The following is a 23,236-nucleotide window of genomic DNA, read 5'->3' as shown; positions in this document are numbered from 1 at the left end:
CACAAAGGAGAGAGCATGCACCGATTGAAACAAGAGTGGATTCACAGCGTGGGAATATTCGGACTGTTGGCGTTGGCTGCCGTTCAGGCCTTCCCACAAGAAGCAGGCCGGAACGTTCAACAGCCTCATTCTCATTGGGTAGGCACCTGGGCCACAGCGCCGATGATCCCGATGAACGACAGCGGGCTTCTCCCTTTCAGCAACGCAACCTTACGCGAGATTGTGCATACATCGATCAGTGGTAACCGGGTTCGGGTCCGTTTCACGAATCGGTACGGTATATTGCCATTGCAAATCAGCAGCGCACACATCGCTCTCAGTGCTGGTAATGGCGATACTCAGCAAGGGTCAGATCGTCCGCTCATGTTCAACGGGCAGATCACAGTAAAGATCCCAGCCGGAGCCGAGATGTATAGCGACCCGGTGGATATAAACTTGCCCGCCTTTTCCGATGTGACGGTGAGCTTCTATCTACCTAGTCAGGATTTGCCGAACTATACCTACCATTCCGACGCAAGACAGACAAACTACATGGTCGAGGGAAATGAAACCACTGCGGCCACGCTTCATGATGCCCGCAAACAGACCTCATGGTATTTTCTGGACGGAATCGATGTGCTCGCGGGCAATGACGATGCGGGGGCTGTTGTCGCGTTTGGGGATTCGATTACGGACGGTGCCTACTCGACCGTCGATGCGAACCATCGATGGCCCGACTATCTAGCAGTCAAGCTAAGTAAGAATAGGAGTTCTGCGCAACTCAGCGTGCTGGATGAAGGAATTGATGGAAACCGCATTTTGAATGATGGCTGGGCGCAGAATGCGTTGGCCCGTTTCGATCGGGACGTCCTCACGCAGAGCGGCGTCAAGTATCTGATCGTTCTTGAGGGTATCAACGATATCGGCAGGTTATCGCATCCGCGTGCTCCTGCAGATGACGTCTCGGTGATCGACCTCGAAACTGGAATGAAGCAGCTTGTCGATAGAGCGCATACGTTTCACATCAAAGTGATTGGAGCTACGTTGACTCCCTATAAGGGCGCGGGCTACTACTCCGAGAAAGGTGAGGCGGTCCGTTCCGCTCTCAACCAATGGATTCGTACCAGTGGAACCTTTGATGGCGTCGCCGATTTTGATCAGGTCACTCGGGATCCGGGAAATCCGCAGCAGTATCTACCGAAATATGACCACGGCGACCATCTGCATCCGAGTGACGCAGGCTACGAGGCGATGGGAAATGCTTTGGATCTGCTCACGAGGTGAACGAAACGAACACTCTCCAGGTCCAGTCTTCGAATTTCTCAGGCTCGGCACGCCTGGCCAGCTCCTGCTCGGAATTCGAATGACTAACTCCTGTTGGATCAATTAGATGTAGTTTGTGGATGATTTTCGCTCTTTCTTCGCCTATCTTAGGGTCATGGGCGGCGAACGAGCTTCGACAACCCGAATGCGAGCCGCAGGGAAGATTTGTTGTTTCTGCGGACGCCACCTTGATGTTCTGCTTTGGCAGCCTCCGGGAGAACGAGCCTGCGACAAATGCTCAGCCGAACGCAATCCCACGCCGAAACTTCACCGCGTCCATATGTCGTTCGCTCGCCGGGATCAATGGCATTGCACATTCCTGGAGGGGGACCTTCGAACGCCGGCAGCGCGCCCGCGCACGTTTACCGCCCCTGACGCGATAGTTGAGATGATCGGGCGAAGCAACGGCTTCCGTGATTTGGCATCCAGGCAGGCCGTCGAGCAAGCTATGCATGCGGGCCGTGGCAACGTGGATCTTTGGCTGACCCCGGAACAGTATGCGCGTTTGGCGGGGAAATGATGGCCGATTCCTCGATCAATTGGCTGTTTGTCGATCTAAATTCCTATTTTGCCTCGATCGAACAAGAGTTGCGTCCGGAACTGCGTGGCCAGCCTGTCGGGATCGTTCCAGTGGATGTTGATTCGACCTGCTGTATTGCCGCCAGCTACCAGGCCAAGGCATACGGCATCAAGACGGGCACCGGCGTCGCCGACGCGAAGGCATTATGCCCTCACTTGATCGTCGTTGAAGCTCGCCCCCGACTTTATGTCGAGTACCATCACCGCATAGCAGCTGCGATCGAACGGTGTATCCCTATCCAACAGGTCATGTCCTGCGACGAATTCGCCTGTCAGCTCATCGGCCGGGAGCGCACGCTGCAACGTGCAACAGCGATCGCCTATGAAATTAAGCACGAGCTTCGCACCGTAGGCATCACATTGCGCTGTTCGGTCGGCCTTGCACCGAATCGCTTGCTCGCCAAGATCGCTGGCGACATGCAAAAGCCAGATGGGCTGATGATCTTCGAGCATCGCTACCTGCCCCAGTCGCTGTACAGCCTGCAGCTCGGCGACATTCCCGGAATAGGAAAGCGGATGGAGGAACGACTTCATACCGAAGGAGTCAACACCATGCGCCAACTATGCGCCCTGACACGAGAACGGATGCACACGATCTGGGGTGGTGTCTTAGGTGACCGGCTTTGGCTTTGGCTGCGTGGAGAAGATTTTCTTGAGCCTCCCGCGCGGCCATTACAAACCCTGAGCCGCCAGCATATCCTGCCTCCGGATTGCAGGACTCTCGATAAAGCACGAGCTGTGGCGTTGAAGTTGCTTCACTCGACGGCCCGCAAGATGCGTCGTAACGATCTTTGGGCAGGAGGAATTTCCTTGCAGGTCGGCTTCCGCGAACATCCCACGTTTGCATGCAATATCCGGATCGAGCCGTGCCACGATCCATACACACTTCAGGAACACTTGATTGCGATCTGGCCCCGCGTTCCCGCTTACATCCCATCAGACCTATCGGTAGCTCTCACCCATCTTGATGGAGCGCCGTCGCCGGACCTCTTCGGCATTGATCCCTTCCAGCAAGAGAGCGCAAGAGAACGAGTGATGACTGCCCTTGATAGTCTCAACGCTCGTTATGGACTCAATACGATCTACCTAGGGTCGATCCATGAGGTCCGCAAGGAAGCGCCGACACGCATCCCCTTTGGTCCTCCGCCACCACTCGAAGAGTTCGATGATACTGCCGACAAACTGCGCACCCCGCGGGGACCTCGCGGCATTCGGGCATCGGACCTCGGGGAAACGCCGGCAAAGAGATCATCGTCGGGCTGAGTTTCGGCACCGACTTCTGCAAGACGTGTCGCAATTTCCCCACGCCCGCGCGAGATCAGTCCTTAGGCCGTGAGGGGAATGGCTTTTCATCGCACCATCGCCATGTTACGTGGCACAAAAGGGAGATGACGATGATGACCAACAACGTCATCGGAAAGATAATCAGGTCGGACACGCCAGTTCGATGCCCGATCTCGGTCACGAGGAATGCACCCGCCAGGCGAAGGGTTAGGTTAAACAACGATCGAACGGGACTGCGACGGAACCTGTCATAAGCTACGGCCAGTTTTAGGCGCACGTTCTCAACGGGAGACATTTCGAAGCTCCTTCTTTGAAAGGGGAAAGTGAGTTTCACTGAACGGAATGGCGACACGACGCCTATTTCGTGCCGCTAAGAACAGATTTGTAGAATGGAGGGAGTTGTTGGTACGGTGATTTGAATGCCAGTTCACCTGCTCCTCACGGTGAATAGGAAACACGCTGCAAGCCTCGACGCGGGACTATGCGCCCAGCTATTCATAGCGTGGTATCGCACCGAAGACATGCGAAGGAGACAACGAAATGACAACTTCGAATTCTCAGTGCTCTGCGGATGAGTCAGTGCAACAGCTAGTACTGATGATCGCGCAAAGTCTTGTCGACGAGTCCGATGCAGTAACTGTCGAGTGTTTTGAAGAAGGCGGAGCGATAACTCTGAATTTGCACGTGGCCAACGAAGATGCCGGCAAGATTATCGGAAAGCAAGGACGGACGGCGCGTTCGATTCGGACCATCATCTCGGCAGCCGGAATGAAATTACGCCGACGGTATGCTCTCAACATTGAAGAAGATTACAACCCACCTAAGTTGCGGAGCCAACAACCGTCTGCCTGATGGATTACCAGTTCTCGATCCGTTCCCGCCAGATCAAGTTGTCGAACGACTTCTGCCCCTGATGCTCCAGCCAATGCTCAGTTATGCAAACAAGAGGTATAGCGATGGCCATGAGGAGAATGACACAAAGAATACTTGTCGCTAGCTCACCAAGTGAGATGCGATCATATTCCTTCTGACGCCCGCAGTAGGGACAAGCCTCTGCCGGAAGGGACTGGCGACGCCCTGCCTCAGATCCGGATTTGATATCTTCCTTCTTCACCAGCATCTTCATCCTCCGGGTCTTTCTGATTTTCTTGCCTCGATTTTGAGATTGCAGAAAAGGCGGCTCGTTCACGTTTATCTCGACGCACATCCAGGAGCTGTTCGCCGACCGTATGCTTCGGGGAGTAGCAGTATTGAACGTAAGCCTCAAAGAGCGACTGATTTGGAAGGCCACGGCGAAGGACGTCCATGTGGTGATGTTTGTGGAGGTGAAGGAGAGCTTCCGGCGTAATGGTGTAGAACCGCATGCGTCCTTTGCTTCTCATCGTTGCCGGAAGCCAATTTTGATCGATCCAGTATTGAATCTCAGACTTTCTGATATGGAGGGCCGCCGCGAGGCTCTCCACTGAAAAAAGATCGCAGCGAATGTCCCGGACCCTGAGTTTGTTCCGCTTGAGAATGCTGCGGATTGCCTCGGGCGTCCGATCGAGTTTCTTAGCGACTTCCTCGATGGATCGCTTAACCAGCTCTTCTCTCAACGTCTCGATTTCGTCGCCGGTCCAGCGTCGATGATCCATTTTTTCCTGGAGGCCTTGCTGAATAATGAATTTCCAGCACGCCTCTTTAGAGCGACCGCTGTGGCGTTGCAATCGAACGACCAGTTGTTCCAGCTTGTTCCCGGAAAGCACCTTCGCCTGACGAGCCATAGCGAAGGCTTCTTTACTCCACGACTGCTGCTGTTCTTGCACTTGGGGAAGGGCAGCCATATGCACCTCTTCGAATGATTGGGTGAACAAGGGAAAAAACCCCTACACTCTTTAAGCCATCGAGAAAGAGAAAACCGGACATGTCAATCTGGAAAAATAAGCGACTATGTGGATTTTTCCTTGAGAGTTGGGTATTTTGGATTTAGACAGGGCAAGGTCGAAGCAACAGTGCTTCCCTCTAAGCTCTTCTGTGGGCCCCCTATGGCATCCCCTTCGCCTTCAGATCTCGTCTGGGTAATTGGGTTTACACCCCACGGGCGTTGGATTGCGCCGATCATGCGGGCTGCCGTGAGGGCGGAATGGCCTGATGCCAAACACATGGCATCGACCTTGTTGGGCGACGAATCTCTTGCCCACGAACTAATGGAAGCTGCCATTCAGCAGGTGAAGGAAGAACTTGCGGACCTGTCACCAGTCGACGTCGAAGAGGCGCAGACGATGCTTGTGCGCGCTTATCGAAATGCAGTACGCCGAGAGCGCCGCGCAAGATCAAAACTAACGTTGGAAGGAACGAGCGACGATGTCGAATTCTTACTGTCGCCGGTCGCCCCCGCGGCCGACGCCATTCATGCAGAACACGATCTCGCCACACTTCTCCGCGACACTCCTCCAGAGCTACAACGCGCCCTGATGATGCGCTATGGTGCTCGTAGCAGATGGGACGAAGTGGCCGAAGAGGTACAGACGTCACAGGAATCGATCCGCATTCGATGCCGACGTGAACTCGCTCGTATACGAAAGAGGCTGGGCATTCAAGTGCGGCCATAGTAGATACCGGCATACGCCGGTGAAAGCCAGGAAAGGGTTACGTGAACAACTCCCGAACTTTCCAGGAGGACGACGAGAACGATACGCTTCTGTTTACCAAAGCAGAGGAGTATGTGCTGAAGAACCATCCGAACCCCGATCGGATTGGCTGCCCTGGCCCTGCCACTCTTCGAGCGTTCGTCGAAGCGCCGAGGAATGTCGAACTCGCCGAATTGAACGGACTCCACATTATGCGGTGTGCCGAATGCACCCGCGACCTCATCGAATTGCGACGTCAACGCACGAGGGATATGCAGTCACCGCGGATCCGACTGGCTCGGTCGATCATTTGGAACTGGAAGCTTGCTGGCATCGCTGCATGCCTCAGCCTGATTGCTTTCACGTGGTCTGCGTTGCACCAGCGGGAGCGGACCGAAGAGGTAGCGCGTCTCTCCAGCGCGTCGAACAACTCCGTCTCGATGTTAGTTGATCTGAGCGGCGATGGCGTCTCGCGAGGAACCGAGGCATCGGCGCCACATCCGATCCTGTTACCAAGCAGGCTCCTGAATTTGCATCTTATCCTCCCCTACTACAGTCCATCCGGAACCTATCGCATCTTCCTGACCCGAGATAAGAGCACGTCTTCGTTGGTAGCATCGGCCGAAGGCACCGCTACGGCAGATGGGCCACACCTCGAACTACATGTTGAGATGAACCTTAACCAGGTACAAGCCGGAAACTACCTTCTCGGGACTCAGCGCCTTGGAGACGGAGCGCCATATTACTATCCCGTAACCATCAACTAACCAGGTGTGGAACCTCCTTCAAGCTGTCAGTGCTTCCCGTGCCTCGTACTCCTGAACGGCACGATCCATTTGACGTGCCATACTCCTTGCATAACGCACAAACTGTTGCTCTCGCAATTTCTCGGGGCTAAGCCAATCGCGCCGCGTGCTCAGATACATGGCAATCGCGATGGGTGGTATAGCCGTAAACGCTTGTCGAATTTGCGGAGCACTGAGCTGACTTGACCATGTGCGCATGTAAGCAGCAAGCAGTCTTTCCTGGACGACCGCTGCATTCTGATGCTGTGCCACTTGCATCCTCAGTTGCTCGAAGTTCGCAAACGGATTGCCGATCGCAGCTTGTGCCCAATCGGTGAAGATGCAAGTACCATCTGCGATGAGGATATTTTCCGTACTGATATCCGAATGAACCAATGTGTCCGGGACGCCGCTGGCTTGCAGTTGATCGGCAGCATCCTGAAAGGTCCTGTGGAGAGCTCGTATCCTAGCCTTACGCAGATAGCTATGGCTCCCATAATCGGGCACCTCGACAGCCTCCTCCAGAGACGCCATGATTCCAGGCATTTGGGCGCAAAGAGCGGAAAGTCTCAGGTCCGCGCACCCCTGATCGAGAAGAGATGACGCTCGAGGAATGCTGGCCTTCTGCAGGTCCGCAAGATGATGGGCGACTTCTTCAAAAAGGCGAGGTCGCGCATTTTCCATGTCATCCAGAGGGCGGCCGGCATCCTCCATTAACCAAGCGTGCCATACATCGTGCATAGCAAGAAACGTTGGAAGATAATCGGGAAAAAGCTTTCTAAGAGCAGCAGTCATGCGGTACTCGGTCATCTCGGGATCCGCAACTGCTTTGAACCATACCGCCGCACCGGCTGCAGTCGTAAGCCGGATTAATGCGGAACTGGACGAGCCATTGATCTGCTTGATCTCCACAAATTGCCCTGGGTCCACATCGGTATGAGCAGCGGCCCAAGCCAATACATCGCCGATCCAACCTAAGCGAGAGAACTGTCCGCGGCCCGTCGAACCTTCGAATAGCAGCCTCTGGACGGATAGAAGTTCCTCGTCCACAAACTCATCCATCGCCAGCTCCTCGAGCTTCCTCCAGGAGAATGAGCTATCGATCCCCGTCGCGGGACGTTCGATAACTTCAGCCATGATCAACGAATCGTGAGCGGGCGCCTCAAGCTCATCGAGGACAATAGCCTGAAGACTAAATTGAACTCTAATCTCTGACTGGACATTCGGCGCAGTCCGGCTCCAACGAGGTATGGTCACTCGAGGCAGGACCCACCGCAAGCCATCCCGTCTAGTCAAGACAGTCCTCGAGCCGGGCTCTATCAGGAGCAGTCGAAAGCAATCGTAATCCGGATCGGCAAAGGTCCTCTGCACATACCACCGCACATAGCCCAGGATGACGAACTGAGCCTATACACAGCGTTCATGAGACGACCTAATGGTCCCATCAGTGCTCAGCCCGCGATACTCTCTTACCGCGCAACTTCTGCGCGGCTTAAGCATTTCCGAAGAGAGTCTGACATCCCTGGCTTGCAGAAACAAGAAAAAGTAGGTCGCAGGATGCGACAAAATGCAGACTCAGAGTTGGCTTACTACCCGAAGCGCCGCTTCCAGCTGCGGATCCCGTCCTTCCTGCGCCTCACGAGCATCGAACGGGACTTCGACATCAGGGGGTATCGGCTTGCCCTCAATGGAATCTCCGCCTCTTGTTCTGTACGAACCGACTGGTAGCGCCAGCCAATAGCCATATGGCAATTTGAATTTGCTGCCACCGAGCACGCGTCCCGGAGTTGCTTCCCCAACAATTCGGGCCAATTTATGCTCGCGAGCGAAAGCGATCAGCATCTCATTGGCGCTGGCGGTGTGACGGTCAACCAGAATGACCACTTTGCCATGAAATGGCTGATAGCCTGGTCCTTCGGTGACGACGGTGATCGGCATCTTCTTGCCGGTCAGCTTGCGTGCGAGAAGGTGTGTGAAGAAGCGGAAAGCCAGAGGAATCAGACCACGCTTCGTCGCTGGAATCTGGTTGAGGACAAAACTTCCATTCGGCGCGTCCGAGCTGCTCTTCAATCTCCCATTGGAGAAGTTTCCGACCACGAGTTTGTACGGAGTGAGCAGGCTCATCACTCGCAGCACACCAATCCCTCCGCCACTGTTGCCGCGCAAGTCAATGACCAGGCGGTCGATAGGGCCGAGATTCTGGAGCGCGCGTGAGATGTCGTTTGCGACGTCGATACCGATTTCACCCGGGTAACTGGCAATCCGCATATATCCGGTGCTTTCGCCGACACGCCGCGCCGAGACAATTGGATTCGGCTCGACCTTAGGCAGCTGGTTTCGCTTTACCTTGACGAGCGGAATCGAGACACGATGGGTCCTATGCCGACCGTCAATGGTTGCCACCTCAATGGTTACCGTGGACCCCATCGCGAACAGTGGATGGTCAGGCGGCCGAAATGAGCGACCGTCGACGGCAATCAAGGCGTCGCCCACTCTAATGCCTGCGTCAGCTGCAGGTCCTCCTTCGTGGACGTCCTGAAAGACCCACCGGGGTCCGTCCTCCGACGATCCGGCAGAATACACAGCGCAGAGCGCCATCTTGCTTGTACAGCGCGCTAGCCCACTGTGATAGAAACCCATGTGGGAGCTCTTCAGTTCAGTCAAGAGTCCGGCAACCCTGGCTTCGAATTCCTCGTCCGACGACGCGGACAGAATCCCGGATCGGTGCTTTCTCACAGCGGCATCCCAATCTTCGTGCGTCGATTGAGGGTCGTAGAACTTCTTAGTGACTGTCTTTGTAATCGCTTCGAGAATCTCTCCACGTTGGGATTCGTTCAATGAAGACTGCTGCACGCTTCTATCCTCCTTGGCCCGATTTCTTAGACTGATTCGGAAGCATCCCCCAAAACCTCGACGCTCGCCCAATAGTATGGAGGCAGCCCTGCGGCGAGTATGTCAAGCTGAGCGTTACGGAGTGCCTCGCCTTTTCGTTCGTGCATACTTAGGTTCTTATAAAAGTTCGTCATCAGAAGTGCAGTCGTCTGGTCTTCAAGGTCCCAGAGCGCAGCGACGACACTTTCCGCACCGGCCTCGATGAAAGCATTGGCGAGATTGTCGACGTCCGCCTCGCTGATCGGCCCCACACCGGTGTCGCAAGCTGACAAGGTGACTAGGCTGGCCCGGAACCGAAGTCTCTGGATCGCCTGAAGGTCCATGATTCCGTCGCTCTTTCTGGCCGCGTCGGGAGCGAAAACAAGTGCCGACCGTTCCGGGTGTTCGATGTCGGCATAGCCGTGCAAGGCGAGATGAACAACACGATATTGATCGAGGGGACGAGCCGTAAAGTTGGCCTTTGTAGCCTCGTGACCGAGGAGCACCGTAGCCGCTCCCGGAAAATAGCCGGCGATTGTCTGCACCTCTCGTTTGCTCTGCGGCAAAGGGTCGAGCGACCCGCTTCTGCCAAAGGATGCCCATCGTGTAATCCAACTGCTTCTCGCTTGAGGTTCAGACGATGCGGCTACACCGATGTAACCCAGAGAGCCTACCTGGTTCTGTTCTTCTCGATCTCGTAACAACGCCAGAACCGACGCCGAGGGGCTGACACTGAAGCTGTGTGTTTGAATCGCATACTCATTGTTTTCCATGAGAGAGCCGAAGGGCAGGAGGTGGAGTTGACCATCCGGAACGATAATGATTTCTTGTTTGTCATGATACTCAGCAATCGGGCCAATCAATTCGCTGAACAGTTTGCGCGCAAGTTCGGTGTCGGTCTTTCGATCGTGGATCTCTCTTCGGTATCGCGAGGCAAGATGTTCAATCTCATCGCCTGATGGCAAATCGTACTTCTTAACTCCGCTAGCAGTGATTACGAGAACGCTCGATGCAGGATCGTCGAGAACATACTCCAGCACCAGCTCTTTCGGGCCTAGATGGGCTTGTACCTGGGACAATTCCAAGGGTCTACGGAAGGTCTGTCCAGACAACGTCGTATCAGCGGCAAGCAGATTCGATTCGACTAGGGCGCGATCTAATTTCACTGCCACTCCCGGGTCGTTGTTCTCGATCAGGCTGAGGTTCATCTGCGCGACCTTCCGCTCGTCGTCGGTCGGATCGTGGGGCAATGGAGACGGACGTTCCGAAATAGACTGGGCCTGGATTCTGCCCCGCGCTCGTTCAATTGTCGTAAACGCCTCGTTAAGATTGCCTTCCCGGCAGAGAGACTCGAAATATCTGGAATACACATCGCGCATCTGATTGAGAAGCTCTCGCTCAACGTTGCGAGTCGGCGCCGTAGCGAGTAGAGAGTCGAACAATCCCAAGCTCTTCTCGTGCAGAAGATAGGATTCTCGCTGTTTTCCCAGCTTATCTAGCAACTCCGCCTTGATGGCCATGTTACGTGGAGAGAAGTAGAGTTCTGCGGGGATCATTTTGTTTGCCTGGATGGCTTCATCGATAGTCACCAGTGCATCCTGGATTCGATTCTGCTTCTCGTAAGCCAGAGCAAGCAGGCCTCCGGTTTGAACGATTCCTCTCCAATATTTGAGCCTGCGTGCATACTCGAGCGCGATTGTGTATTGCACAATGGCTTCGTTCCACTTGCCGGCGTTGCCGTAGACCTCTCCCTTGGACGTCATGATCTGGTACAGATGCGCGTCGAGTCTTGCCGATGGCAGCCTTTGGATGGCTTGATCCGCCAGTTGCAAAGCCTCGGAGTAACGTCCGAGACCTCGAAGCGCATCAATCTTGAAGTTGATCGCGATGCTCGGATAGGCCACCGTCTTTGAACGTGCCGATGTATCGATGGCTTCATCGAGTACATGGATTGCCTCGTCATACTTCTGTAGTTCAACGAGTCCGGCTCCATACATACTCGCGTACCGGACGTGAGCGGCATCATCATGAAGGTATTTGGCGGCCAACCACGCCCGCGTCACCAGCTTTTTTGCGGTTGAGAAATCGCCGAGAAGGAATGCGGCTAATCCTTGCTCCCCTATCGCGCGCGCCATCAGAAGGTAGTGCCCGCGGCTCTCAGCGATCCCCTCTACCTCTTGCCAGGTATTGCGTGCCAACCCTGCGTCGTAATTGCTTTCGATCATGCCCTGAATGACAAGGATGCGGAGATGCGTCTCTGGCTCCCGCGCCTGTGGCAAGCTCAGATCCTTTTGAAGTTCTATCAGAAGCGACGGTATCGGATCGGACTCAGCTCGCACGATGAACTGACTGACGTGTGCATAGAGAGCCTTCGATGGTTGGCCCTGATGCAAGAACTCGATCTCAGCCCTGGCATAAAGGGGATTCGCCTCCAGCCACTGGTTATCCCAGGAGAGTTTGTCGGCACGAGAAAGAAGCGCGTCGGCGGTACTCCGGGAAATGCGGTTCTGCTGTATCAGGATTGCTGCGATCGCCACGATAGCGACGGTGACGACGATCGGCCATTTTGCTCTGCTGAACGCTTGCACCTAGCAGCACCTCGTTTGCGTGCCCACTCGCGCACAATTGAAGACCCTCGTCACTGCCTACGATTAGTAGCGTACCTTGGTTCGCTCTTCTATATCGACGCGGGGAACACAGAATTCCTGTCGTTGTCCTGATACGCGTAGGGCGTGGCCCGATGCAACATAAAGCGTGCCTGCTAAGGTGCACGGAGCGAGTTGGAGACCCGCGATCTATGACGAAAGTTCGATCTTTATAGATCGAACTTCGGGTATGATCATCCACTCAAGAGTCCAGAGCTCCGGACACGATGTTTGGCTTCGGCACGATACTTCAACCTCCGAAGTTCGCTCGATGATAGATTCCCATTCCAAGGATCCCTTCGGCGAGAGGTCTCGGTACGCAAGTGCTTTTGCGAGGACAGGAGTCAGCGATCCTCGTATTCCCAGATCTGAGCCATACCAATGGGTTTACGGCTGCGCTTGAAGATCCAGCGCAATATGGGCCGGGGACGTAGAGCAATGGGATTATGGGGATTTTCAGAGATTAAGACTCGCCTCTCTCAGGCGTTCAAAAGACGAGATGCGATTGCCTTCGCAGTGTTGGCAGCAGCCTTCCTCCTAGTAATCGCTTTTGGCGGCAGAGCGATATGGCCACCCGCAGTCTTATTGGGAACCACCGTTGTCGTCAGTTGGCGATTGGGTAGAGCGGCCGGATTGATCACATCGGTAGGAGCAGCGGTTCTATTTCGGCTCATCCGCTCGGACTCTACCAACATCTCGGCGGTCCTATCTTTCCTGATCCTCTGTGCGGCGATGAGCTGGTTGCTGGGGTCCTACCGCCAACAGTGGAACACGCTACAAACGGAAAGAGACGAGATGAGGATCATGCTCGATCGCGCACCCGTTGGAATTGCGCTATTCGATGTGAACCGTAAAGTGTTGCGCTGTAATCCTGCCTTCCGTGAGATCTACGGCTGGAATGATGAGGACATCGTCGGTCTAACCCCACCTCTGCCCGAAAGCCAGCGCGAGAGCTGGGCCGATCTGGTGGAACATCTGCAGGCTGGAAAATCTTTCGTAAATATCGAAACGGTGAGAGCACGGAAGGACGGCTCCCGCTTTTACGCGCGAATCTCGGGTTCTCCCATTTTTAACCATTCCAGAGTTTTGATTGGTCTCGTGGGTTTTATTGCAAGGGCCGATGACGGCGGCCATTCAGACCAGCTCGAACTGAAGAATCTGGAATCTCTTGTGCAGAGCTCTTCGGATTTCATGTGTGTAGCTCAACTCGATCGGAAGACGTTCTTTCTCAACGATGCCGGCAAAGACATGCTCGGACTATACGATGAGGCCGAGATCAATGAGACTTCCCTCGAAGAGTTCTTTGTCGATGGGGACCGCATTCGTATCAAGGAAATGCTTCATCTCCTACCTTTGCAGAAAATCGGCTTCACGACTCAGACAGTTCGCTTGAGACATTTCCAGACAGGACACCCTCTTGCGGTGTCCTGTAGTTTTTATGTGATCAGCGATCCACTTACGCAAGAGCCCTCGTCTTTTGCTTGTGTGGCGAAGATTTTGGAATCGGACGAAACATGGAGCCAAGAGGACTGCCGAGATGAGGACGCTTTCCGATCGCTCTTTCGAAATGCCCCTGTAGCAATCGTTCTCGTGAACACCTCGGGTGAGCCGTTTGAGAGCAATATGCTGTTCCAAGAAATGGTCGGGTACGAAGCGGACGAGTTGCAGCGAATGCGGTTTTCGCAGTTGGTTCACCCAGAGGATCTTCCGGAAGGCCGGAAGCTGTTTCTCTCGCTTATCGAAGGTAAGATCGACCGCTATCAGGTGAACAAGCGACTTATGTCTCGAAATGGCGACGTTCTATTCACGAAGATGACCGTAGCCCTGCTGCGAGATCGTGACGGTAAACCAAGCTACAGCATCAGCATGGTGGAACGAGTTCCACAGTCCGCCGCACCTTCCGCAGTCTGAGCTTAGGAGGCTAATACGGTGATCCGGAGCAACGTACTCCTCGTCGATTTCGTCGTCGTCCAGGGTCTTTTGGGTGGATAGAAAACTGTTCGCACGAGTCCCTTTGGGCCTCTAAGATACCCGTTCACATTATCGTGATTTCCTCGCCGCCCGGGGCTTCTCCGTCGTCTGCAAGGGCGGCGGTGGGGGAATATAGCGAGAATCCTCGAAGTCGAACAGTTCCTTGAGAGGGACCTTTAGGGCGGCCGCGATCTTCTCCAGCTTCTCCGGTTTGGGAAATGCCATGCCTCTTTCAATGTCCCCGGCAGCCTTCGCGGTGAGGCCAATCGCTTCACTGAATACTTCTTGTTTCATCCCGGAAATTCTCCGAAGTTCCGCGATGCGCCTGCCAAACCGATGTCGTAGTGTAGTCACACCTCCAGTTTTGCTAAGTTGTGCTGCGTGTTACACCCAGTGGAACGTGTGATTGCAGGAAGTACTACTTCGCCTGCATCCCAACGACATGATAAGGTAGTTGAGAATACGAACTCAGATTCGCCAATGGCGTGTGATTGCTATTCTGCACCAAAGATTCGTCACGAAAACATTCGGGCGATTTTGTTCTTGAAGTGACTGTTGCTCGGCCCTTCTCTCAGGATCTGTTCATCGGTGAGACGAGATTATCGACTTCCGGCTGTCATCTCGAAGCTAAAACCAGAGCCGTTCGAAGTACATCATGATCAGAGATGCTGAGACAAGGCCAGACTCGCCGATGCGATGGCGAGACATCCGGCATCAGTCCTTCTGCGAACGATCAGAGGTGGCGTAGTCGTCATGTTCTGTGGCGGACCAGGTGGTCTGTCAAATGACTTCGTTCCCATCGCCACAGCTTCTTGGACTCATCATGGGTCCGCGATCGCTCGTGGTAATGTTTACGGCTGCATCTCTAGTTTTTACAGCGGCGTTTTGGCTCGCGCGAATGCTCTTCCGCAGGTCTCTCCGCGAACTTTGCAAGTCGATAGGCATCGTCGTAGCCGAAGGGGTTCAAGGATCTTCTTCCAGCGTCGGTGACGGCTTCGAGGCAATGAACCGATTGTCATCTCCCTTGCGGCAGTTGCTCCTTGAGCACGAGATTCGCGATCTTGCCACAAATGCACAACTCCTCATCGCACAGGCGCGCGAATCGAAGAGAAAGGTTGCGGCAAGGGAAAAGCTCCACCTTGAATGGCTCGCATTCCTTAGCCATGATCTCGCCTCGCCATTGAGCAGAGTGCTTTCGAGAATCGAAGCGCTCGAATTCGACGGCAACATGAACCCGGAGGAGAGAGAGACCATTCTGGAGTCAGCGCATCTTGAAATTACCCTGTTGGCAGAAGTCATTGCCTCCATTAGTCAGTTCGCGATCCTCGAAAGCAACATCGATAGAAATTTCGTCGAGACTACGTTGGACTTGATGCTTCAACATGCCGTGGAGGTCTTCGAGTTTGAGGCCGCTGAAAAAGGCATCCATCTGGATCTGCGGTTCGACCAGAATCCCGGTCTCCTCCGTATCGAAAAGAATTTGCTTCGACGCGCCGTAGAGAATTTGATCTCGAATGCGATCCAGTACACACCCAGCGGAGGATGGATTGTAATCAGCGTCAACCGCAAAGGGGATAATGCAGAGATTCGGGTTACGGACTCGGGCACTGGCGTACCGCCGGAAGTGCTTCCGAGAATCTTCGAGTTTGCGTTTCGAGGAGAGAATCTCACCCGCCCTGCCAAGTTCGGTTCGCTGGGTCTGGGCTTGGCCCTCGTTCGGATGGTGGCGCAGGTACATCGCGGCGACGTAGCGGTAAGGAACCTCGAACCTCAAGGTGCTGAGTTCCTGATCTCTCTTCCCATCGTGTAAGACTTGCTGAAGAGAAGCGGAATGTGTGCGGAATGCGCTTGGGCGTTCCGGTCCTATCAGCCCTGACCATCTCGTGCATTATTAAGCTCGTGTGGCGCATCGAAAGCACTGTTGGGTCCTCTGGGTGCATTCCATCCCTATGCCCCTTCTCCGACGAGCTTTCCGGAACTTGATACGATTGGCGAGGCGCAGGCGCTGTTAAGCCCGCCCAATTGGAGGATGGATGAGCGTACCTGGTGCAGTAGCAGAATTGAACAAGGAGATTGCCGATCTTACCAAGAGGATCACGCGCCTCACACAGATTCGTGACTCTCTTTTGCAGGATGCAACGGCTGCGGGAACACGTGGACAGGCAAATGCCACTGCCGTTGCACCGGTGAAGACGAAAGGCAAGAACACGACTGCCAAGAAGGCTTCTCCAGTGAAGACCGCGCCCGGGAAGCGGGTTGTCTCTGCGGCTACTCGAAAGAAGATGTCCGATGCCGCGAAAAAACGAGCGGCTGCTAAGAAAGCAAGTACTGCCAAGTAGAAATGGCGGGGCGAGCTTACCCGTTCGCCTCGCCTATCAATTCCGGGACAGGTCTGGATTTGTGAGACGAAAGGCGGCGCTCCCAAGTCGCTAATGTTGCCTAGTCATTCATCGATGCTGCGCGATCAGGTCAGCATATGCATTGACGATGTTCGCAGGATCGCCCTCCGACTGCAGATCGTCATCGCTCTCATAGAGATCTCGATAGAGCGCGCACTCGCGATAGAGCGTCGCATGAGATCCTTGAGCGGTTACTGTTCCGGTGTCCAAAACGATGATTCGGTCGACCCACGTTATAGAACGAAGCCGATGCGAGATCAACACAAGTGCCTTTCCGTTGCAGCATTTGGCGACTGCTCGCAATACGGCCTGCTCTGTCGGAAGATCGAGAGCGGAAGTCGATTCATCGAGCACCAGGATCGCCGGCTGACGCAATAAGGCTCGCGCTATCGCAAGTCGTTGCCGCTCTCCTCCCGAGAGTCCCGCAGCTTCCGGGCCGAGAACTGTGTCCAAACCATTTGGAAGACATTCCAGTACTGACTGCAGTCGGGTGACCTCCATGATTCGGTGAAGATCAGAAGTGGTCGCGCGTGGGTTTGCGAGGAGCAAGTTGTCGCGAATGGTCCCAGAGAAGAGCACGGGCTGCTGCGGGACATAACAGACTGCGCGCCTCAATGCCTGCAGCGCGTAGTCGGCCGCGGGCCTTCCCTCGAGGGTAATAAGTCCGGATGTGGGATCGGCGATTCGAGCAAGCAAACGCGCGAGGGTAGACTTTCCTGATCCGCTCGCGCCGATGAGAGCTACATGTTCCTGGCACCCAATCTTGAATGACACCTTATCGAGGATCAATTCACCGGGTCGATACCAGAAAGAAACTCCATCACATGTCAGGCCGGAAACAAAGGGTACGGGCATTTCCGCAACAGTTCCGGTGTCCGTAACGCTCGACACCGTCTGCAGGATCTCTCGTACTCGTCGCGCGCTCGCCAACATGCGTTGAGTTCGCGAGTACAGCTCCATGGCCGTCGATACCGGCTCGAAGATTCGGGTGACGTAAGCATAGAACGCTACAAGTCCGCCGAGGCTTAACAGGCCGCGCAAGTATTCGTGGGCGCCAAATCCGAGCACCAGAAGAATTGCAAAGGCCAAGACGCTCGTGACCGCGATGCTGAACGCGATTTCTGTGCGCCGCTGAGCCCATTGCGCCTTTAGAACATCCATCCAAGCATTTACTGAGCGTGCGACGCGCGCCTCTTCGGCTCCCAGAAGCTGAATCTGGGGTACCGCGCCAAGATGCTCCGTGACATAGCCGGCCGCCTTACCGATTTCCGCTTGCGCCAGGTCCGCCCGGAGTTCGATTAGTTTACGAAACCTTCGGCGGACACAAAGAAACGCGGGCAAGAGAGGGAGGACTAGCAGTGTCATTCTCCAGTTCAATAGGAACATGATGACGAGGTTGACAGCAAAGAAGACAATCGCCCGTACCACTGAGTTCGCGAGTTCTGATCCAAATTGAGAGATCTGGGTGACATCCTGATCGATCCGACTGAGCTTATCGCCGAGCAAGGTTCGTTCGTGCCAATCGGCGGACAAGCTTGTCATGTGCTCCAGCAGCTTCACCTTGAGGTCTTGGCCCAGCAACTGTGCTACACGGAAGCTTAGAAGCCCGCTCATCCCCCCAAGGGCAGATCGTCCGACGAAGCAGATGGCCAACGCTAGTACCGTTACGAGAGAATCGGCTAACTTTTTCTGCGGCAGAGACACATCAATCAAGTGCCGCATGAACAACGGATCTGCCGTCGCCACTGCGCCTGCAGCGACCGATGAGGCGAGTCCAAACAGGACGAACCTCGCATGCGGATGCAGCCATCCTATGAGCCAACGCGTATCTCCCGTAGACTTCATTTACCACTCCAGAGTTACATCAGTCTGTTGACATAGCATCGGTTCGCATAGTTTCCTTTGATGTGAGCCAGTTTGACGATTGTCTCCCTGATGCAGGGCAAGAGAGCCGCAATCCCTTCGGCCGAACGCAAGAAGGTGCCATGAGAGCTTCCCTATTTCCGAAGGATGCATGCGAAACTCCAGGAGTTACAGGGCTGGGTCAAGAGTCCACTCTTCCGACAAACTCTGGCACTAACTTTGGGCTTTCGCTCTAGGTCCAAGACGGAGAATGCTGATACCCACAGGATCCATCAGGACGCTCTCTTTCTGTGGGATATGCTGGTCTCGTCACGCACGTATAGCGATGTGTTCGGGCTCAACGACGTCTCGCTCTGAATTAGACTCCGTCGCCTGTCCAGGGAAAGAAACGCGGATTCCCCATATACGACGCCGAACTGCCGTGGAACTGCTGACTTGAGGACTGATTCGTGGCGACCAGACCCCCTGAAGAGCTTTCGCCCATCGAAAGGCAAGCGATCGAAAGAATCCGAGCGGTGAGATCGTCGCCCGATGATGAGCTCTACGCTGTACTCCAGGATCCTCCACGCGCTATGCACGCGCTTATCCTGATGTTCCACGGGGATGCAAAGCTCCGTCTCGCGACGATCGCGAACGAGCTTGGGATCGAGATGAGAACCCTGGAACGCGCATTCTCCGACGAGCTCGGTACGACGATGAGCCAATGTCAAATTGATGCACGACTTAGCTTGGCTCAATCGCTGCTCACGATGATGCCGCCACCCAAGCTCAGCGTGATCGCGAACTTGCTCGGATACGACGAGCTTCGTGACTTCGCGCGTTTTTTTCAAAAGCATATGCATGAGAAACCAACCGCGTGGGGCCGTGCGGAACGCGAGAGGATCAAGCGCAATGAGCGTCTTGCTTCCAGCATCAGAGAACCCTACTAGCTTCTGAGCCAATGTAACGCTGCTAGCGGCGTTGCCGTGCGAGCGGCCGCAATTTTGTCGCATCCTGCGACCTACTTTAGATTGCATGTTTTTATGGCGGGGCGCAGACTCGTTTTCACAGTTGGACAGCGTGTATGAGTTCATCTGGATCGTTCGCTCCATCATCCACCTGCTCGGCTCCTGCGAGTCTCTCGCTTCTGAGCAACTTCGTCCTATCAACGAAGATCGCTAGCCCTGTACCGAATGACAGGGAGCCCCGGTACCTCAGTTCCCATTGGAGTACACGATGATCGCTGTGCGCCCGAACCTTCGGTCTGTAGTCGACCACGATGGAGCCATAATCCTCGACATCGATAGAGATTTGTTTATCAGCATGAACCCGATCGGGGCCTATATCTGGGAGCGCCTTGTAAAGGGCGATACCTCGGAAGATATCGCGGCAACTATTGCATCCGATACCGGCAGCAATATCTCCATCGTATCCGCAGATGTTGCGGAGTTCATGGCAGATCTGAAGGACAAGCACTTGATTGAACTTCACGCTTAGTTGCAGAAAGAAGTAAGGGGAAACGGCAACATGGTCGATAACATGAAATCCGAAACAACTGTTAGTTTCCGCTTAGTTCTGATCGAGCCGATACCTATGAGGATCATGACTATACATTCTGACTCGGGACCCGTGCTCCCTACGGAGTCAATCGTGCTCCATTCACGAACTGCAGAGGCTCTAACCCAGAAGATCGAAGAGACGTTCGGCTTGCGTACGATACAACTCGCTCTTCTTCCGGCTCCAGGTAGCCAGGATTGTTGCTCAGTCCACGAAATCCTCCCTTCACGATCCACTCTGCCGTCAAACATGTCGCTCGCGACGCTCTCCGAAATAAGCCCACACCAATTGACACCGGGAGAGACGGTATTGATTAGCAAGCTTATGAGAGGGGAGGAAACAAAGCTCGGGAGATTCGCGAGGATCGGCTGGATCGACGAGCTCATGCTTATGACGAGGTGCTATGGACAGACAACCAGCATCCCCGCAGTCCGGCAGATAAACCAAGGGGTTAACTTCTCCCTGATCAAGCTGTCATATGAAGACGGAGACAGGGTGTGGTTCAAAGCGGTCGGAGAGCCAAATACGCATGAGTATGCGTTGACACTCGAATTGAGCCGGCACTTTCCCACGTATTTGCCAAAACTGCTTGGTTCATTTCCTCAATGGCAAGGATGGGTTGCGGAAGATGTAGCCGGCCAGCCGCTTAGCGACTTAGACGAAGTGCGAGCATGGGAATCCGCACTTGAGGCATTGGCAACCTTGCAAAAGAGCGCGATTGAACGGGTGGCGGATCTTCGAAGAGCTGGGGCCAAAGAGTGGGGATGCGACCGTCTCGCTTCATTGGCTGGACCATTCTTCGAAGATGTGCAGCGCGCGATGCTCGCTCAAGTGTCCACCAAAGTTCGGCCTTTGGGTGGTGACGAACTTCGTAGTCTCAAAGAACGCATCGAAGTCGCGCTGATTGCCCTTATGGGGTCTGGGATGCCCAATACTCTACTGCACGGTGACATCGGTCACGGAAACATCATCATCGCTCCGAACCGCATCGTGTTCCTGGACTGGGCTGAGGCTTATATAGGGCATCCTTTCATGAGCGCCGAGCATTTGTTGGCTAATTGTGAGCTGTCTCAACCTGCGGTTTCCCAAAAAGTCACCTCCCTCCGTCAAACATACGCTTCTTACTGGGAGGACGTTATTAGTCCAGAAGAGCTGGCAAAGACAACGAGGTTGGCACCCGCGGTTGCTGCCTTCGGGTATGCTGTCACGACTTGGGCCAATGCCATTCACGGACCTAGCCCAAACGACATCTGGCCAACCATTCGGTCCATGGTGCGGAGAATCAAACGTGAACTGGATTCTGTGCTGGAGGTAGCAGCATGAGTTCAGCCATTACAAGTCCGCAAGCAGAGTCCGGATCAACAACCTTCATTAGACATGGGATCAAGGTGGAGGATTGCTTCAGATGGTTGGAAGATCAGGATTCACCAGCAACCCGGACGTTCATTCGCGAAGAGCAGGGCAGGTTTCGGGGCTACTTGCGAAATCATGCGCGCCTCAGAGCCTCAATCGAAGACCGCGTGAGAACTTTGCTATCGGTCGAGGTGGTGGGTATTCCAATACCCGATAGACGCGGCGGACTGTTGTTTCTCAAGAGGAGAGCCGAAGAGGAGCAAAGCTCAATCCATAACCGCGACAAGATGGGCGTCGAACACAAACTCATTTCGATCGACTCTCTTGGACTCGATGTGCATACGTCTCTGGCAATATTGCGGGTTTCGCCTAGTGGTCGATATCTGGTGTTTGGAGTCAGAACAGGCGGAGAAGATGTACAAGATATTCACATTTACGATCTCGTTCAAGGATGTCTACTCTCCGATCGCATACCGCGCGGATTCTATCGAGGCTTGGTCTTCAGCGCTAAAGAGGAGGGTTTTTATTATGTGCAAGAAGAGACAGATGGCAAATATCTGGCCCGTCGCGCGGTCCGGTATCACACGTTAGGTTCGGATCAACGCGCAGATAATGAGATTTTCTATGGCGGCGATGGTCCTGCACTCCGGTTGATTGTTCAGGACTCCATCGACGCATCTTCTCTTGGCTATTTAATGGTGTCTCTTGATTCAGAGCCCCGATCGCAATTTTTCATCCATCCCATTTCGACAGGACAACCAGCGAGACAAATAGTGAACTTGAGGGGAGCTAGATTAGGTGTCCGCCTCAGCGACACACGAATCGAAGCGCTAACAACATATGCGGCTCCACTTGGCCGGATTGTTTCTATACCTGTCGATGATCCCACCCCTGATTCATGGGTAGATGTAGTTCCCGAAGCAACAGAATCTCTATACAGCTATGAGCACTGGGGAAGCGCCATCGTCGCGCATTACCTACACGGCCACATCACTATAACGCGTGTCTATTCGAGTTCCGGTCGTCTAGTCCGAGAAATTCGCTACCCGGAAACTGGAACGGCGGTGATAGGTCAAGTCGATGCTGTCAATGACAGATTGTTTTACGGTCACAGCGATATCGCACTTCCCCCGACCATCTATGCGGTGGATTTGAGGACTGGAGAGAGTGTTCGGTGGTGGCAGCAGGCCGACCTGTTGCCTGTTGACAAGCCGGCTGCGGAAAGCCATACCTATCGGTCGAAAGATGGTGTCCAGATTCCCATTACCCTAGTTCGCCCTAAAGACCAGGTCAAGGGAGGACCTCTGTTGCTTAGCGCTTACGGTGGAGGTGGCGTGAGCAATTCCCCGCGGTTTAGCGTTCTGCTAGCGGTTCTTATTGAAGCCGGTTTCACTTGCGCCACGGCCCATGTACGCGGAGGAGGCGAGGGGGGCTTGGAGTGGCAACTAGCTGCGGCGCGAGAACGAAAGCAGATTTCTGTGGACGACTTGCTTGGTGCTGCAAATTGGTTGATTGAAGAAGGATACACATCGTCTCAACAATTGGGTATAGCAGGCCAGAGTCACGGCGCTTTGTTGGCTCTATGCGCCATGACTCAAGAGCCACAGCTATTTCGGGCGGTGGTCGCGCTTGGACCCATAACCGATCTCACGCGGTTCCATCTATTCGGAGTCGCACGTGGTGCAATAAGCGAATTCGGATCCCCAGATAACCCAGATGAGTTTGCGTCTCTCCATAGACTTTCGCCATTTCATCGTATCTCCAAGGAACTGTCTTATCCCGCAACTCTAATCATCTCGGGAGATCGCGATAAGCGGTGCGACGCTCTCCACGCCCGAAAGATGATCGCCCAATTGCGGACGGTTAGGAGACAGGAGCATCCGATAGTCCTCGACTACACGGAACATAGAGGACATAAACCGGTTCTTCCCTTGGGAGACCGTATCCAGGCTCTCACGTCTCGTCTGTCCTTTCTCATCGCGGAGCTCGGAGAGGTTTCCCCATCGAAGGAGGCAATATGAGAACGTTAGGGCGCTTCT

The 23,236-nt window shown here is 54.4% G+C and carries 20 protein-coding genes; 12 read left to right on the top strand and 8 right to left on the bottom strand.

All coding sequences use genetic code 11. The features are described from left to right. The first annotated feature begins 15 nt into the window (after window positions 1–15). On the top strand, window positions 16–1,263 hold the full coding sequence (locus OHL19_RS05865; protein WP_263356679.1) for an SGNH/GDSL hydrolase family protein: 1,248 nt from the start codon (window positions 16–18) through the stop codon (window positions 1,261–1,263). A gap of 555 nt (window positions 1,264–1,818) precedes the next feature. Then, window positions 1,819–3,144 (top strand): Y-family DNA polymerase, encoded by a 1,326-nt coding sequence (locus tag OHL19_RS05860; RefSeq protein ID WP_263356678.1) that lies wholly within the window; start codon window positions 1,819–1,821, stop codon window positions 3,142–3,144. A 55-nt stretch (window positions 3,145–3,199) separates the two neighbouring features. Here the strand turns inward: OHL19_RS05860 and OHL19_RS05855 are convergent, their stop codons facing one another. Further along, window positions 3,200–3,460, bottom strand: coding sequence for a hypothetical protein (locus OHL19_RS05855; protein WP_263356677.1), 261 nt, complete (start codon window positions 3,458–3,460; stop codon window positions 3,200–3,202). 245 nt (window positions 3,461–3,705) lie between these two features. Here OHL19_RS05855 and OHL19_RS05850 point away from each other — a divergent pair, with 245 nt between their 5' ends. Next, a complete protein-coding gene (locus tag OHL19_RS05850; RefSeq protein ID WP_263356676.1) occupies window positions 3,706–4,017 on the top strand; it encodes a KH domain-containing protein in 312 nt (103 codons plus the stop codon). Window positions 4,018–4,247: 230 nt separating this feature from the next. Here OHL19_RS05850 and OHL19_RS05845 read toward each other — a convergent pair whose 3' ends face one another. Further along, on the bottom strand, window positions 4,248–4,988 hold the full coding sequence (locus OHL19_RS05845; RefSeq protein ID WP_263356675.1) for a hypothetical protein: 741 nt from the start codon (window positions 4,986–4,988) through the stop codon (window positions 4,248–4,250). Window positions 4,989–5,189: 201 nt separating this feature from the next. On the opposite strand from OHL19_RS05845, the gene OHL19_RS05840 reads away from it, so the two are divergent. Together OHL19_RS05840 and OHL19_RS05835 are read left to right on the top strand one after the other, a co-directional pair. After that, window positions 5,190–5,756 carry an RNA polymerase sigma factor gene (locus OHL19_RS05840; RefSeq protein WP_263356674.1) on the top strand — a complete coding sequence of 189 codons (567 nt, stop codon included), beginning with the start codon at window positions 5,190–5,192 and terminating at the stop codon, window positions 5,754–5,756. Between the two features lie 41 nt (window positions 5,757–5,797). Then, the gene (locus OHL19_RS05835) at window positions 5,798–6,541 is read left to right on the top strand and encodes a hypothetical protein (RefSeq protein ID WP_263356673.1); all 744 of its coding nucleotides are present in this window, start codon (window positions 5,798–5,800) and stop codon (window positions 6,539–6,541) included. Between the two features lie 18 nt (window positions 6,542–6,559). Here OHL19_RS05835 and OHL19_RS05830 read toward each other — a convergent pair whose 3' ends face one another. The 4 genes from OHL19_RS05830 to OHL19_RS05815 form a co-directional block, all read right to left on the bottom strand. Beyond that, on the bottom strand, window positions 6,560–7,696 hold the full coding sequence (locus OHL19_RS05830; RefSeq protein WP_263356672.1) for a phosphotransferase family protein: 1,137 nt from the start codon (window positions 7,694–7,696) through the stop codon (window positions 6,560–6,562). A 438-nt stretch (window positions 7,697–8,134) separates the two neighbouring features. Then, window positions 8,135–9,412: a S41 family peptidase gene (locus tag OHL19_RS05825; RefSeq protein WP_263356671.1), complete on the bottom strand. Its 1,278-nt coding sequence runs from the start codon at window positions 9,410–9,412 to the stop codon at window positions 8,135–8,137. A 26-nt stretch (window positions 9,413–9,438) separates the two neighbouring features. After that, window positions 9,439–12,018 (bottom strand): CHAT domain-containing protein, encoded by a 2,580-nt coding sequence (locus OHL19_RS05820; protein WP_263356670.1) that lies wholly within the window; start codon window positions 12,016–12,018, stop codon window positions 9,439–9,441. Between the two features lie 536 nt (window positions 12,019–12,554). Then, a complete protein-coding gene (locus tag OHL19_RS05815; RefSeq protein ID WP_263356669.1) occupies window positions 12,555–12,749 on the bottom strand; it encodes a hypothetical protein in 195 nt (64 codons plus the stop codon). 121 nt (window positions 12,750–12,870) lie between these two features. On the opposite strand from OHL19_RS05815, the gene OHL19_RS05810 reads away from it, so the two are divergent. Beyond that, on the top strand, window positions 12,871–13,986 hold the full coding sequence (locus OHL19_RS05810; protein ID WP_263356668.1) for a PAS domain-containing protein: 1,116 nt from the start codon (window positions 12,871–12,873) through the stop codon (window positions 13,984–13,986). Window positions 13,987–14,115: 129 nt separating this feature from the next. Here the strand turns inward: OHL19_RS05810 and OHL19_RS05805 are convergent, their stop codons facing one another. Then, window positions 14,116–14,400 carry a helix-turn-helix domain-containing protein gene (locus OHL19_RS05805; RefSeq protein WP_263356667.1) on the bottom strand — a complete coding sequence of 95 codons (285 nt, stop codon included), beginning with the start codon at window positions 14,398–14,400 and terminating at the stop codon, window positions 14,116–14,118. Window positions 14,401–14,830: 430 nt separating this feature from the next. Here OHL19_RS05805 and OHL19_RS05800 point away from each other — a divergent pair, with 430 nt between their 5' ends. Then, window positions 14,831–15,856 (top strand): sensor histidine kinase, encoded by a 1,026-nt coding sequence (locus OHL19_RS05800; protein ID WP_263356666.1) that lies wholly within the window; start codon window positions 14,831–14,833, stop codon window positions 15,854–15,856. 223 nt (window positions 15,857–16,079) lie between these two features. Beyond that, complete coding sequence (locus tag OHL19_RS05795) at window positions 16,080–16,385, top strand: hypothetical protein (RefSeq protein ID WP_263356665.1); 306 nt, start codon at window positions 16,080–16,082, stop codon at window positions 16,383–16,385. Between the two features lie 108 nt (window positions 16,386–16,493). Here OHL19_RS05795 and OHL19_RS05790 read toward each other — a convergent pair whose 3' ends face one another. Next, the gene (locus OHL19_RS05790; RefSeq protein WP_263356664.1) at window positions 16,494–18,290 is read right to left on the bottom strand and encodes an ABC transporter ATP-binding protein; all 1,797 of its coding nucleotides are present in this window, start codon (window positions 18,288–18,290) and stop codon (window positions 16,494–16,496) included. 590 nt (window positions 18,291–18,880) lie between these two features. Here OHL19_RS05790 and OHL19_RS05785 point away from each other — a divergent pair. From OHL19_RS05785 to OHL19_RS05770, 4 genes are all read left to right on the top strand, one after another. Continuing rightward, window positions 18,881–19,237 (top strand): helix-turn-helix domain-containing protein, encoded by a 357-nt coding sequence (locus OHL19_RS05785; RefSeq protein ID WP_263356663.1) that lies wholly within the window; start codon window positions 18,881–18,883, stop codon window positions 19,235–19,237. Between the two features lie 286 nt (window positions 19,238–19,523). Further along, window positions 19,524–19,784: a PqqD family protein gene (locus OHL19_RS05780; RefSeq protein WP_263356662.1), complete on the top strand. Its 261-nt coding sequence runs from the start codon at window positions 19,524–19,526 to the stop codon at window positions 19,782–19,784. A 309-nt stretch (window positions 19,785–20,093) separates the two neighbouring features. Continuing rightward, on the top strand, window positions 20,094–21,167 hold the full coding sequence (locus OHL19_RS05775; RefSeq protein ID WP_263356661.1) for an aminoglycoside phosphotransferase family protein: 1,074 nt from the start codon (window positions 20,094–20,096) through the stop codon (window positions 21,165–21,167). Further along, window positions 21,164–23,218, top strand: coding sequence for a prolyl oligopeptidase family serine peptidase (locus OHL19_RS05770; RefSeq protein ID WP_263356660.1), 2,055 nt, complete (start codon window positions 21,164–21,166; stop codon window positions 23,216–23,218). The genes OHL19_RS05775 and OHL19_RS05770 overlap by 4 nt, the downstream gene beginning before the upstream one ends. Window positions 23,219–23,236: the final 18 nt, after the last annotated feature.

Source organism: Acidicapsa ligni, from assembly GCF_025685655.1.
GTDB lineage: Bacteria > Acidobacteriota > Terriglobia > Terriglobales > Acidobacteriaceae > Acidicapsa > Acidicapsa ligni.
This window is presented reverse-complemented; position numbering and strand designations above follow the sequence as displayed.